Source organism: Snuella sedimenti, assembly GCF_016428595.1.
In the GTDB taxonomy this organism is placed as follows: Bacteria; Bacteroidota; Bacteroidia; order Flavobacteriales; family Flavobacteriaceae; genus Snuella; species Snuella sedimenti.
In genome coordinates this window covers 22639-36536 of record NZ_JAELVQ010000005.1, presented here as the reverse complement: position 1 = coordinate 36536, position 13898 = coordinate 22639, and the positions used below count along the sequence as shown (strand labels likewise).

Genomic DNA, 13898 nt, shown 5'->3' with positions numbered 1-13898 from the left:
ACGTTTTCTTAACTTTGGTTAACTAAATAACATCCATATTGCCTCTAAACTTACAAGATATTCCTCGTGTTAAAACCATTACAAAAGAGGATTTTACAAAACACTACTTTAAACCACAAAAACCTGTGGTGATTGAGCGTTTTATTGAAGACTGGCCTGCATATTCCAAATGGAATTTGGATTACATAAAGGCTATTGCAGGGAAAAAAATTGTTCCGCTGTACGACGACAGACCTGTAGATTATAAAGATGGCTTTAACGAACCCCATTTTAAAATGAAAATGGCCGAGTATATTGATCTGTTAAAAAGTGAACCTACCAAATACCGCATTTTCCTTTGGAACATTCTTAAGGAAGTACCACAACTTCAAAACGATTTTTCCTTTCCCGATTTTGGTTTAAAACTCATGAAAGGTTTGCCCATGTTATTCTTTGGAGGTCGCGATTCGCATACTTTTATGCACTACGATATTGACCTGGCCAATATTTTCCATTTTCATTTTGAAGGCACAAAGCAATGTATCCTTTTCGATCAGAATCAAAATGATTATTTATACAAAATACCCCACTCATTAATTACGCGTGAAGATATTGACTTTAACAATCCTGATTTTGAAAAATGGCCCTTATTAAAAAATGCCAGAGGTTACAAAACAGAACTCAAGCACGGAGAAGTACTGTACATGCCCGAAGGTTATTGGCATTATATGCGCTATATAACACCAGGTTTTTCCATGAGCTTACGTGCCATTGCAAGAAACCCAAAACGTTTTGCTATGGCTATTTATAACATTGTTATTATGAGAAACTATGATAATGCCATGCGCCGTTTAAAAGGTCAGAAATGGATAGATTGGAAAAACGAACAGGCTATTATTAGAGCGCATAAGACCTTCAAATAAAAACTTAACTTTTAAAAATTAAAACACGTGAAAAAGCTAATCTTAATAATTTCTTTACTTATTGTATCAATCGGTAATGCCCAAGTTTTTATTGGAAGTGGCGACAACAAATTTCAAGTTGGAGCCAATTTTCAAAATACAGCTACGGGAGTAAATGTAAGTTATGATTTTGGTATGGGAGAAAATATTTCCTTTGGATTTTCTTCTACGTATGCCTTAAATATAGATGAGGGTTTGGAAGCTAATTTTATTGATCGTTTTGACATTAAGGCACGCTTTAATGCTAATCTGGGTAATGTTATCACTATTGATGAAAACTTTGATATTTATCCTGGATTAAATATTAGTCTTAAAAACTTTGGAGGCCATTTAGGGATGCGTTACTTTTTTACTGATGGTTTTGGCATTTACACCGAATTAAATACACCCTTTGCTAAATATAAAACCGAGACCCTAACGCCTGCCGAAAAATTACACAATCAGTTTACGATTAATCTTGGAGCTTGTTTTAACTTATAAGCATTGCACTGAAGTATTTTAATACCTTTTCCTTTGCTTGAAAAATATTGAAAACCCTCATACTCTTTATCCCTATAATTCACCCAATAAGTTCATTCGCTTTTTCGTATACCAAATACGACTCCCAACCTCTATATAATAAATAATCTACCAGTTTCTTTTTTTTCTTTAAAACGTTCGTTTCTTTTATGGTCGAAACATACTTTTTAGCTAAATCATTAAATCTTTCATGATATACGCTATCATCTATTTCGCTAATCGCTAATTCTATATTTCGGTTTGTTATATCCCTTTTCTTTAACTCTAAAATTAAGCGTCGTTTTCCCCAATTTTTTATTCGAAATTTTCCCTGTACATAAGCCTTGGCATAACGTTCTTCGTTTAAGAAATTATGATTAATTAAATGGACCATAATATGGTCGATAACTTCTGGAATCATACGCATATCTTTTAACTTTTGCCTAACCTCTTTATGACAGCGCTCCTGATAAGCACAATAATGTTCCAACTTCTTGATAGCCTCCTCTAACGTGTATGTTCTTTTTTGTTGCATTAGCCAAAAATATAAACAAATTACAGATTACCAATCAATTTCATAAATAGCTGACTTTCAATCAAAATCACACAATATGTAGGATTTAAATTATATTATTAATATATTTATCCTACAATGAAGAGATTGCAGATCTATATATCAACCTTATTTATATTTTTCTTTTCAATTCTTAAAGGACAAAGTATTTATACAAACCCAATTACAGATACAGATCCAAGCAACAATAATCCATACACAACAGGAGAAACCATAGATACCAATATTACGGGATCTGGTATTGGTCGAGGATCAGGTTTAAATCCACCTGGGGTTACAACCAATGACAGATACAATGCAAGAAGCTGGGAACTCCTTTATAACGCAAACGATTATTTTTATATTACTATTTCTCCCAATGCTTGTTATGAAATAGATTTTACAAGCTTTGTATTTAATAGTCAAACCTCGCTCTTAGGCCCCTTGTCTATTGAGGTTAGAAGCAGTATTGATGGCTATACTTCCAGTATCGGATCTCCTACAACAGGATTAACAGAAACCTTATCTACAATAGATTTAACAGGATCTGAGTTCCAAAACATCAACGCTACTATAACTTTTAGAATATATGCATGGGGGGCAACTAACGGTAATGGCACATACAGTATTAATGATTTCACTTTTAACGGCAGCGTTTCACCGTCGACCACAACCACTTGGGGCGGATCGTCATGGGACAATGGAGCTCCGGATATTTCTACAACGACTATAATGGATGGCGACTATAACACTTCAGTTAACGGTAATTTTAGTGCCTGTAACCTTACTGTTAATTCAGGTTCAACACTTACGGTCAACAACTCCACTTATATAGAAGTCGAAAACGATATTACTGTAGATGGTAACATTATAGTAAAATCGCAGGGCGCTGTTATACAAAACAACAGTGATGGCAATGTTACGGTAACCGGCTCTGTTAAAGTAGAAAAAGAAACGGCACCTATAAATGCATGGTACGAATACACTTATTGGAGCGCCCCCGTATCTGGAGAAACCATAGGTGCGGCATTGGGTGGTTCCCAGCCAGACAGACGCTTTTATTTCAATGCCCAAAACTATCTGGATGCCACCAAGGAAACAAACAATGATAATTCAGCAACAAGTGGTCAAGATGATATTGATGATAACGGGGATGATTGGCAACTGGCAACCGATTCAACCAATATGACCCCTGGGGTTGGCTATATTAGCACACATTCCAAAACACTTTTTGACTCAGAAATGTCGTCCCCACCGCACCAGTTTGAATATGAATTCTCCGGGCCTTTTAATAATGGCAATATAACCGTTCCCATTTACAGAAACGATTCTGAATTAAGCGACACGAATTGGAATTTGGTCGGAAACCCCTATCCTTCGGCCATTGATGCCGATTCCTTTTTAGCAGCAAACAGCAGTATTGACGGTGCTGTTTATCTTTGGTCGCAAAATACCGCGCCCTCTTCAACCAACAATGGCAATCAAGCGTTTAACTTTTCTAATTCAGATTATGCCATCATAAACGGCAGTGGGGAAACGGCTGGTGGCGATGGCGTGGCTCCCAACCGCACTATACCGTCTTGTCAAGGTTTCTTTGTTAGCTATTCAAACTCAGGAACAGTAATCAATACGAACGGTAATATTAAAGAAGGAGAAATTAACTTTAACAATACCATGCGAATTGCTAATGGGAGCAGTAACGGCCAATTCTTTAAAACATCGAACAAGAAAAACAAGGACAGACCAAACAAATTATGGATTGACCTAACCTCTGATAGTGGTATTTTCAGCCAAGTGCTTGTAAGTTACTTAAATGGCGCATCCGACTATGATGACGGCTCCTATTATGATGCTCCTAAATTCTCTTCTAAACGAGCTCCCGCCACATTATATACCACCATTAAAAACTGCAATAAAAGATTTACCATTCAAGGTAAAGCGCTTAAAAGTTTAAACAGAAACGAAATAATTGCTTTAGGTTTTAGCACAAACATTAATACAACTACACTTTACAAACTATCCATTACCAAATTGAAAGGTGCCTTTTTACAGAACCATAACATTTACTTGAAAGATAAGCTGCTTAACAAACTACATAACCTATCGGAGTCCAATTACCTATTTACATCCGAAAAGGGCGTATTTAATAAGCGCTTTGAAATTGTATTTAAGTCCAGGCCAAAAAGGAACAGTTCACCCCATAACGGCAAAGCCGCAATTAAGGTGCTATCATCAGGCAACGGTCGGTTTTCCTTTAACACACCTGAATCCATTACTATAAGATCGATGCAAATTTTCGATCTTCATGGACGCCAATTATACCACTTAAAAGATCCCATGGCCCTTAGGTCACGTAATGTCCAATTAAACAAAAAGACTATTTATGTTGTTAAACTTGAACTTTCCAACGGCGATATCGTTACTAAAAAAATAGTGAAAAACTAAACTACACCTATGCGATTTTAAATTTGAACTCAGGTATTTATTAATCAGATTAAATTCCTGAACAACCAGAAATTGCGTTAACACTATTTCTAACTTAAAATTATTCCCCGGAAAAATCTGCTTTCCGTTTTTCCAAAAAAGCAGTAGTCCCCTCCTTAAAGTCGGCCGTTCCAAAACTTTTTCCAAAAGCTTCAATCTCAATTTTAAAGCCATCTATGCCATCTTTATAATTTGCATTAATTGCTTTAATTGCGGCACCTATAGCCACCGAAGAATTACGCATTATTTTAGCTGCAATTTTTTCACAAAGCGGCAAAAGTGCTTCCTGTGTTGTTACATAATTAACCAAACCATAGTTTAGTGCCTGATTAGCATCTATCATTCCTGCAGTCATAATGAGTTCCATAGCACGCCCTTTACCTATTAGCTGTGGTAAACGCTGCGTACCACCATAACCAGGAATAACCCCCAAAGACACCTCTGGAAGTCCCATTTTAGCATTATCGCTCGCCACTCTAAAATGACACGCCATAGCTAATTCCAGGCCACCACCAAGCGCAAAACCATTAATGGCCGCTATAACCGGTGTTGTCAAATTCTCAATATAATCGAACAGCATTGCTTGCCCCTTAGCGGCAAGCTCTGCCCCTTGAGCCGTGCTAAAATTTGCAAACTCGCTAATATCGGCACCGGCAACAAAGGCTTTTTCACCACTTCCCGTGATAATAACAACTTTAACATTTTTATCAAGATTAGCATACTCTATCGCGCTTCTGAGTTCTTCTATTGTGAGCTTGTTTAAAGCATTTAACTTATTTGATCTATTAATCGTTATAATAACGACTCCTTCTTCTTCTTGATATATAATATTATTGTAGTCCATAATTTCAATTTAAACATTCAATGAAGCTAAATTACTCCTTGGGAAACCTTACTTTAAAAGTAGCTCCTTTATCCTTTTGAGATACAAACGAAATAGTACCGTTATAAGTTTCAACAATATTCTTAACCATAGCAAGCCCCAATCCCATTCCGCTAGTCTTCGTTGTAAATTTAGGCTCAAATATCTTATGCTTATTCTCTTCAGATACCCCAGTCCCGTTATCTGCCACGGTAATCATCACATCTTTCTGATTAGCTTCTACAGTAATAACAATTCGAGGAATTATATTATCAGGCATGGATTGAATACTGTTTTTAACAAGATTGGTAACAACTCGTATAAGCTGTGTTCTATCAAATTTTGCTATGATATCATCTGATGCCGCATTAAATACAATATAGTCTTCATTAAAAATATCCAACGCCAGTTTTACAATTTCAACCACGTTTAAAGTTTCATTCTTTTGCGCAGGCATTTTTGCAAATGTTGAAAAAGCCGATGCTATAGAACTCATGGTATCGATTTGCTGAATTAAGGTTTTGCTATATTCTTCTAGCTTTTGGTGAATACTTTCATCGTTTGGATCAAACTTTCGCTGAAAATTTTGCACAGTTAAACGCATGGGAGTCAACGGGTTCTTGATCTCATGGGCTACCTGTTTTGCCATTTCCCTCCAAGCTTGTTCCCTTTCACTTGTCGCTAATTTTACAGCACTTTCTTCAAGTTCATCAATCATACTGTTATAGGAATTAACCAAGGCGGTAATCTCTTCACTTGTATCGTTAATATCTATTTTCTCATTACTCTTTTCCAATCGCGTGGCATTAATTTTATCACTAATGGTCTTTAATGATTTGGTAATGTATTTAGACAGCAAAAAGGCAATAACAATCGCCATGATTAAAACCAGTAGAAAAGCATAACCTATACGCTTTAAAAACTCCTCTAATTCTTTAACAAGAAAATCATCCTTTTCTAAGTAGGGCAAATTTAATATGGCTAAGTTCTTCGACTTTTGATCGGTGATATACGTATACGACGACTGGAATGTTTCTCCATTTTTTTCATGCTTATCTACAAAGCGATGTTCGGCAGTATTGGAAATATCGTTTAACACCTCGGCATCCAGACATTGATTTTCAATGTCCTTATTCAAATCTGCTTGTGTTGAAATTAACAAGCCCCCTTCCAAATCATATAAATTAATTTGAAGCTTATGAATATCTGCTATGGTATAAATGGCTTCCTTAAAAATTATTGGAATATTCTCCGTTTTAACCTCCCAGGTGTTTTGCCTAGAGTTAAGAACACTTTTTATGTGAGTTTGAATATTTTCCTCTTTACGCTTTAATCGATCCTTATGATAATCTTCGCGTTCTTCCTTATATTGGTAAATAGCTACGGCAGAGATAAGGATGGAGGCCAGCAATACCAGCAATATCATCGCTAAAAAAATACGATTACGTAAAGATAGCTTTCTAATTTTCATTGCGTTCCAAACATTTAAGGACAGGCTAAATATAGCAATAATCAAACCAAACAGCCTAAGGCAGATTTAAAAAAGCAAACCCAGAAATTAGAGTAAACTCTATTGGATTTTAGAATTGGACTTTTATACTTCCGGATTTTTTGCTCGAATATTTTTATATATTTTAAAGCCAAGCACGATAAGCACTCCCAAAACCAAAATCCCCACAATACCATATATCCAGTTAATAGCACTCTTTAAAATAACCAAAAATACAACCGCAAATAAAATAAATGTGGCTCCTTCGTTCCAGATGCGCATAAAACTGGATGATTTTTTAACCACTCCCGCTTGCAACTGTTTAAAATATTGGTGTGTTTTTAAATGATAAATTAACAACAACAACACAAAACCCAATTTTACTTGCATCCAAGCCTGTTCTAAAAAATAAGGTTGCAAAATAAGTAACCAAACAGCAAACAGGGTTGCCAGTATGGCCGAAGGCCATGTGATAATATACCACAACCGCTTAGCCATTAACTTTAACTGTTTTCCTAAAATTTCCTTATCTGGCGATGGCTTATGAAAAGCTTCAATTTGATACACAAATAACCTAGGAATATAAAACAATCCTGCAAACCATGTAATAACAAAAATTAGGTGAAAGGCTTTAATGTAGTAATAATAGGCCATAATTTAAAAAGTTTTTAATCCAACAAATCTATTTTTGGTTTTAGGTTTTTTACTATTTCCCTATTCAAAAAATAGGCAGTTACCACTGTTGCAAGAATATCGGATATTGGAAACGACATCCACACGCCCAGCTCACCGCAAAACATGGGCAAAATTAAAATAAGCGGAATAAAGAAAACACCTTGTCTTAGTAAAGTTAACAAAAGTGCAGGCTTAGCCTTACCAATCGCCTGAAAATATGCGGCACCTATAAGTTGAACCGCTATAATAGGCGTGGCAGCAAACACCCAACGCATATCACTCGGCGTTTGTTCAATAACAGCAGGATCGGTAGTAAATAAACGCGTTATAGCTTCTGGAAAAACCATCAACACAACAAAAACAAAAGTTGCTAAAACCGCTGCATACTTTATGGCCGTATTGATAATTTCCCGAACCCTTTTAAAATTTCCTGCGCCATAATTATAGCCCGCAATAGGCAAAAAGCCTTGGGTAATTCCTAGAACTGGAAACATAGCAAACATGAGCATCCTACCAACAATTGCATAAGCCGTTACCGATGTTTCTCCTCCTAGGTTAAATAAAATATTGTTCATAAACAAGTAGGTAATACTAACAACTGCCTGCCTTGCTAGTGTAACAAAACCTAAAGAACTTATTTCTTTTACAATGGACACATTAAGCCCAAAATGATTGAAATTTAGCTTTAACTCTGAATGTTTCGAAGAAAAAAACCAAACTATAAAAATAAAACAAATAAGATAGGACACCGTTGTTGCCCAAGCGGCCCCTTCCATTCCAAAATCCAAAACCTTTATTAGAATATAGTCTAGCAACAAATTACTAACCGATGGAATCATCATAGCGTACATAGCAAATTTAGGCTTGCCCTCTGCCCTAATAACCGTATTACCCATCATGCACAAGGCTAAAAAAGGTACACCATACAATACAATAACATAGTATATCTTAGCTGGTTTAAAAATAGCGCCTTTCCCTCCAAATAGCGGGATGAGCGAATCAACAAACCACAAACCTAAAACAACCATCGCCACCGTTAACAGCAACGTTAGAGTAAGCTGATTTCCAAACGTTTTAAGCGCTTTCTTTTTATTATCTGCTCCCAGTGCCCTCGAAATAATTGAAGACCCTCCAACACCAATAGCCATTCCCAAAGCAGCGATAAAGAAAGATACCGGTAACACGACATTAATCGCCGCAATAGCTACCGAACCTATCCACCTACCTACAAAAATAGTATCGATTAAGATATTTAGGGACATGACCAAAATACCAATGGAAGCAGGCACTGCTTGCTTTACAAGCAGCTTTCCTATAGGCTGTGTTCCAAGATCTTGCGACGAAACTTTAGCCATTACACAGTAATTGTTTCTTTTACTGCCCAGTCATTTATCCATTTAGACAATAAAGCAACCCACTCACTATCATCGTTTAAGCAAGGAATGGTAATAAAGTTTTCACCTCCCATTTCATGAAAAATTTCCTGCCCTTCCATAGCGATCTCTTCCAAAGTTTCTAAGCAATCACTAACAAATGCTGGCGTTACGATTGCCATGTTTTTTACACCTTGCTTACCTAAGCGCTCTATCGTTCTATCTGTATAGGGTTGCAACCAAGGATCGAACCCTAAACGCGACTGAAAGGATGTAGAAAACGAGCCTTCTTTAAACTGGAGCTTTTCTGCCACTAATTTGGTTACTTCCAAACACTGATGCCTATAACAAAACTCATGCGCTTTTGATGGTGTTATACAGCAACTGTTGTCGATCTTACAATGTGACTTGGTAATATCGCTTTTACGAATGTGCCGCTCTGGCACACCATGGTATGAAAACAGCAAATGCTCGTAGTCTTTACCTTCTAAATACTTCTTTATGGAGTTGGAAAGCACTTCAATATAATCTGCTTTATTGTAAAATGCTGGCACCGATGTTATTTTCAAACCAGGAAAACAATCTTGTCTAAGCTCTTCTGCCAACACCGTAATGGTTTCGGTTGTAGCCATAGCAAATTGAGGATACAAAGGAAACAACAATACCTCATCTACACCTTTATCAACCAACTGCTGAAGCCCTTTTTTAATGGTCATACTGCCATAACGCATGGCCAAAGCCACGGGCACATCTACTTGTTTTTGAATTTTATCCCTGAGCCTTTCAGAAAGTACAATAAGCGGAGAGCCTTCTTCCCACCATATCTTTTTATAGGCAGCTGCCGATGCTTTGGGTCGCGTTTTTAAAATAATCCCCTTAACAAGTGCCGTTCTGGCCACCAACGGTATATCAATAACACGCTCATCCATTAAAAACTCTCCCAGATATCGCTTAACATCTTTTGGCTCTGGACTATCTGGAGACCCGAGGTTTACAAGTAAAATTCCTTTCATTTAATTATTTTAAATAATATAACACAAACCGATTGAACTGTAACTCAAAAGGTTCCTATATAAATCCGCTTATGATAACGACATTATATATTTTTTAGGTGTCGTCCCGTATTTCTTTTTAAATGCTGCTATAAAATGGCTTGCCGTACTATATCCCACTTTATGCCCAACTTCGTTTACATTATTTTCTCCCGATTCCAATAATTTTCGAGCAACTTCCATTTTGTAATCAAACAAAAAACTGAATACCGAATCGCCATAAATTTGCTTGAAACCCTCTTTTAACTTCTTGATATTCAAGCCAATTTCATCGGCAAGCTCTTGTAGGCTTGGAGGCTCTGCCATACGGGCTACTACAATATCTTTTGCTTTCCTAATTTTAATCACATTGGTCTCATCTACTAAAAATGGGCACTGCTCAATATCGGCATCCTCACTTCTGTTAAAATAAAGGCTCAACAACTCGTACGCTTTTCCCTTAAAATAAATAGGCTTTATAGATTGATTTAAATTGTAGTTGATTAACTGATTCAAAACAATAGCCATCGAAGGCGAAATTGTGCCTTCTTTATAATATTTTTTGTCCCTATTGTCTTCATTTAGGAACGAAATATAATCTGCTTCTTGCGAAAATAATCCATGGAACTTTTTTATGGATATTAAAATAGATACAACCCAAGAATTAGGGCTCACTTCCAGATTAATAGGCAAATCACGTTGCGGATTGTATAGTAGTAGTGAATTTTCTTCTTGTATCTTCAAAGTATAACGTCCTTCATTAAAAACAAAAGCACTCAACCCTTTTACACAAAAATGAAATTGAATATAATCGCTATTTATATCTCTAACAATGCCTTGCGGCTTGTCTCTTTCATTTTTAAAGGTAAAGACCAAAAACCCATCGTCAACCTGAGTTTCCTCAAAAGAACTTTGAGCGACATTTTTTGAAGTACCACCTGCAGCTTTCATACACTAATTATTTAGATTTATTCTAAATTGATTGGTTTAAAACACTTGGATTTAGTGCAAAAATATGACTTTTATCATATATTATTTAAAAAAACCCTTAAAAAACCACAAACGACACTAAAAGTTCTTCTAGCGTTATTTTTTTCACGACTATCCCTATATTTTTGTTTTTGCAATTCCAATTTACAATGCAAAAGTACAACATATCAAGAAGTAACTACTTTTACGCCATAGGTTTAAGCTATAAAAAGGCCGATGCTGAAATTAGAGGTCATTTTAGTTTAGATGAAGACGCCAAACGCGCTTTACTTAACCAAGCTAAAGAAAACGACATTGAAAGTTTAGTAGTCACTTCTACCTGTAACCGAACAGAGATTTACGGTTTTGCACAACACCCGTTTCAATTAATCCAATTACTGTGTGACAATACAAGGGGGACCATTGAAGAATTTCAAAAAGTTGCCTACATATACAAAAACAAAGATGCTATTGCTCACATGTTTCGTGTTGGTTCTGGATTGGACAGTCAGATTCTTGGTGATTTCGAAATTATAAGTCAGCTAAAATCGAGTGCCAAGGCATCTAAAAAGAATGGCTTATTAAACCCATTCACAGAGCGTTTGGTAAATGCTGTTATTCAAGCCAGTAAACGCATTAAAACAGAAACCAATATTTCTTCGGGAGCAACCTCGGTATCCTTTGCTTCGGTACAATATATTTTTAACACCATCGATAATATATCGGATAAAAACATTTTACTTTTTGGTACGGGAAAAATAGGAAGAAACACTTGTGAAAACTTGGTAAAACACACCAAGAACGAACACATTACACTAATTAACAGAACTAAAGACAAGGCCGAAAAAATTGCTGGAAAATTTAACCTAGTGGTTAAAGACTATGCCAATTTACAAGAAGAAATAAGCAAGTCCGACATCCTAATTGTCGCCACTGGAGCACAACACCCTACTATAGACAAACATATTATTCAAACCAAAAAGCCACTTCTAATTTTAGATCTTTCAATTCCTAAAAATGTGGATTCCAATGTTGAAGAACTTAACAATATATCGTTAGTTCATTTAGATCATTTATCAAAAATAACCGATAAAACTTTAGAAGATCGCAAAAAGCATATTCCCTTAGCTGAAGCTATAATTGAAGACGTAAAAAGTGAATTCGGCGATTGGTTGGAAACCCGTAAATTTGCACCAACGATAAAGGCTTTAAAGCACAAGCTTACTGATTTTGCCTTAGCCGAACTGGATATACAACGTAAAAAAAATACAGACTTTAATGAAGCACAAGCAACGTTAATAAGCAATAATATCATTCAAAAGATTACCAATCATTTTGCGCATCATTTAAAAGATGACAATATCTCTACCGACGAGAGTCTCGAACTTATAAAAAAAGTGTTTCAGTTAGAAGAAGAAACCCCAACAAATGTCTAAAACCATAAGAATTGGCACGCGCGATAGCGAATTAGCGCTATGGCAAGCCAAAATAGTACAACAACAACTCGAAAAATTAGGTCATAAAACACAATTAATCCCAGTAAAATCTACAGGCGATTTAGTTTTAGACAAACCCTTATACGAACTGGGGATAACCGGCATATTTACAAGAACCTTGGATATTGCCATGCTAAACCACGATATTGACATCGCTGTACACTCTCTAAAAGATGTTCCCACTATTCTACCTAAGGGCATTGTGCAAGCAGCCGTTTTAAAACGCGGCAATGTAAACGACACCTTGGTTTTTAAAAATAATGAAGAGTTTTTAAGCGCTCCACATGCCGTTGTTGCGACTGGTAGTTTACGCCGACGTGCACAATGGCTAAACAGATACCCAACACATACTATTGAGGATTTGAGAGGGAACGTAAACTCCCGATTGCAAAAACTTAATGATAACGAACACTGGAACGGGGCTATTTTTGCTGCGGCTGGCATAGGGCGTATTGGTATTCGTCCAGATGAAGCCATTAATTTGGACTGGATGATTCCTGCCCCAGCGCAAGGCGCCATCATGATTACCGCTCTCGAGGAAGACGAAGAAACAAGAACTGCTTGTCACGAACTCAATCATGAAGAAACAGAAATATGTACGACCATTGAACGTGAATTCTTAAACAAACTTGAAGGCGGTTGTACAGCTCCTATTGGGGCCCTTGCTAAAATTAAAGATGACGAAATCACCTTTAAAGGAGTACTGTTAAGTACTGATGGTTCTAAGCGAATTGATGTAACCCGCGCTGAAAAACTAGGCAAGCATCACGATATTGCTACATTTTGCGCTAACTATATTATTGACCGTGGCGGCAAACGTCTTATGGACGACATAAAGCACTCCAATCGTAAAACAAATATTTACTCAACAAAGTCCTTTACCGAAGACCAACGCCTTTTATTCCATGAAAAAATAACCGCCGAAAGTTCTGATTTTGTAAAAATAAGTTTGAATAGAATTCCGCCTTACTTTTTGAAATCCGAAATACAAAATGTTGTTATAACAAGCAAAAATGCTGTTGAATCGTTAGTTACAAATTACTCGGCCACAGAACTACAATTTAAAAACATCTATTGTGTTGGTCGCCGAACAAAACGATTGATAGAAAACAAAATAGGTAAAGTTAAACACGCTGAGAAGAACGCTCTAAAATTAGCCAACTATCTCGTTGAATACATTGAAGGCAACGAAGTTACCTATTTTTGCAGTGATTTAAGGCTTGATGATTTACCCTCAATTTTAACCGAAAACAATATAAAAGTTAACGAAGTTGAAGCTTATCAAACCAAGTATGATGGTATAAAAGTAGAAGACTCAGTAGAAGGCGTCATGTTTTACAGCCCATCAACAGTTGAAAGTTTTGCTCAAAAGAACAACAAAGAGGTAATCGCCTTTTGTATTGGTGAAACCACAGCAAAAGAAGCCAGAAAGCATTTTAAAGACGTTAGAATAGCCAAAGTACCAACCGTAGAAAGTGTAATTGAATTAGTAAATGAACATTATATATAGCAGTTAATGGTTTTTGG

The 13898-nt window shown here is 36.3% G+C and carries 12 protein-coding genes; 5 read left to right on the top strand and 7 right to left on the bottom strand.

Going from position 1 to position 13898, the window contains the following annotated elements; all coding sequences use genetic code 11:
- Positions 1 to 38: 38 nt before the first annotated feature.
- Both JF259_RS05500 and JF259_RS05495 read left to right on the top strand, forming a co-directional pair.
- Positions 39 to 902 (top strand): cupin-like domain-containing protein, encoded by an 864-nt coding sequence (locus JF259_RS05500; RefSeq protein ID WP_199114300.1) that lies wholly within the window; start codon positions 39 to 41, stop codon positions 900 to 902.
- A 27-nt stretch (positions 903 to 929) separates the two neighbouring features.
- Positions 930 to 1421 carry a DUF6646 family protein gene (locus JF259_RS05495; protein WP_199114298.1) on the top strand — a complete coding sequence of 164 codons (492 nt, stop codon included), beginning with the start codon at positions 930 to 932 and terminating at the stop codon, positions 1419 to 1421.
- Positions 1422 to 1500: 79 nt separating this feature from the next.
- Here the strand turns inward: JF259_RS05495 and JF259_RS05490 are convergent, their stop codons facing one another.
- Positions 1501 to 1974 carry a regulatory protein RecX gene (locus tag JF259_RS05490; protein WP_199114296.1) on the bottom strand — a complete coding sequence of 158 codons (474 nt, stop codon included), beginning with the start codon at positions 1972 to 1974 and terminating at the stop codon, positions 1501 to 1503.
- Positions 1975 to 2091: 117 nt separating this feature from the next.
- Between JF259_RS05490 and JF259_RS05485 the strand changes: the two genes are divergently transcribed.
- Positions 2092 to 4437: a hypothetical protein gene (locus JF259_RS05485; protein ID WP_199114294.1), complete on the top strand. Its 2346-nt coding sequence runs from the start codon at positions 2092 to 2094 to the stop codon at positions 4435 to 4437.
- Between the two features lie 100 nt (positions 4438 to 4537).
- Here JF259_RS05485 and JF259_RS05480 read toward each other — a convergent pair whose 3' ends face one another.
- The 6 genes from JF259_RS05480 to JF259_RS05455 form a co-directional block, all read right to left on the bottom strand.
- On the bottom strand, positions 4538 to 5320 hold the full coding sequence (locus tag JF259_RS05480) for an enoyl-CoA hydratase/isomerase family protein (protein WP_199114292.1): 783 nt from the start codon (positions 5318 to 5320) through the stop codon (positions 4538 to 4540).
- A gap of 31 nt (positions 5321 to 5351) precedes the next feature.
- A complete protein-coding gene (locus JF259_RS05475; protein WP_199114290.1) occupies positions 5352 to 6809 on the bottom strand; it encodes a sensor histidine kinase in 1458 nt (485 codons plus the stop codon).
- A 123-nt stretch (positions 6810 to 6932) separates the two neighbouring features.
- Complete coding sequence (locus JF259_RS05470; RefSeq protein ID WP_199114288.1) at positions 6933 to 7481, bottom strand: CopD family protein; 549 nt, start codon at positions 7479 to 7481, stop codon at positions 6933 to 6935.
- Between the two features lie 14 nt (positions 7482 to 7495).
- A complete protein-coding gene (locus JF259_RS05465; RefSeq protein WP_199114286.1) occupies positions 7496 to 8857 on the bottom strand; it encodes an MATE family efflux transporter in 1362 nt (453 codons plus the stop codon).
- Positions 8857 to 9888 carry a ferrochelatase gene (hemH, locus tag JF259_RS05460; protein WP_199114284.1) on the bottom strand — a complete coding sequence of 344 codons (1032 nt, stop codon included), beginning with the start codon at positions 9886 to 9888 and terminating at the stop codon, positions 8857 to 8859. Before hemH ends, JF259_RS05465 begins: the two co-directional genes overlap by 1 nt.
- Positions 9889 to 9957: 69 nt before the next feature.
- Positions 9958 to 10857 (bottom strand): helix-turn-helix transcriptional regulator, encoded by a 900-nt coding sequence (locus tag JF259_RS05455; RefSeq protein ID WP_199114282.1) that lies wholly within the window; start codon positions 10855 to 10857, stop codon positions 9958 to 9960.
- 188 nt (positions 10858 to 11045) lie between these two features.
- Here JF259_RS05455 and hemA point away from each other — a divergent pair, with 188 nt between their 5' ends.
- Both hemA and hemC read left to right on the top strand, forming a co-directional pair.
- Entirely contained in the window at positions 11046 to 12311 is a 1266-nt protein-coding gene (gene hemA, locus JF259_RS05450) for a glutamyl-tRNA reductase (protein ID WP_199114280.1), read from the top strand.
- A complete protein-coding gene (hemC, locus tag JF259_RS05445; protein WP_199114278.1) occupies positions 12304 to 13881 on the top strand; it encodes a hydroxymethylbilane synthase in 1578 nt (525 codons plus the stop codon). Before hemA ends, hemC begins: the two co-directional genes overlap by 8 nt.
- Positions 13882 to 13898: the final 17 nt, after the last annotated feature.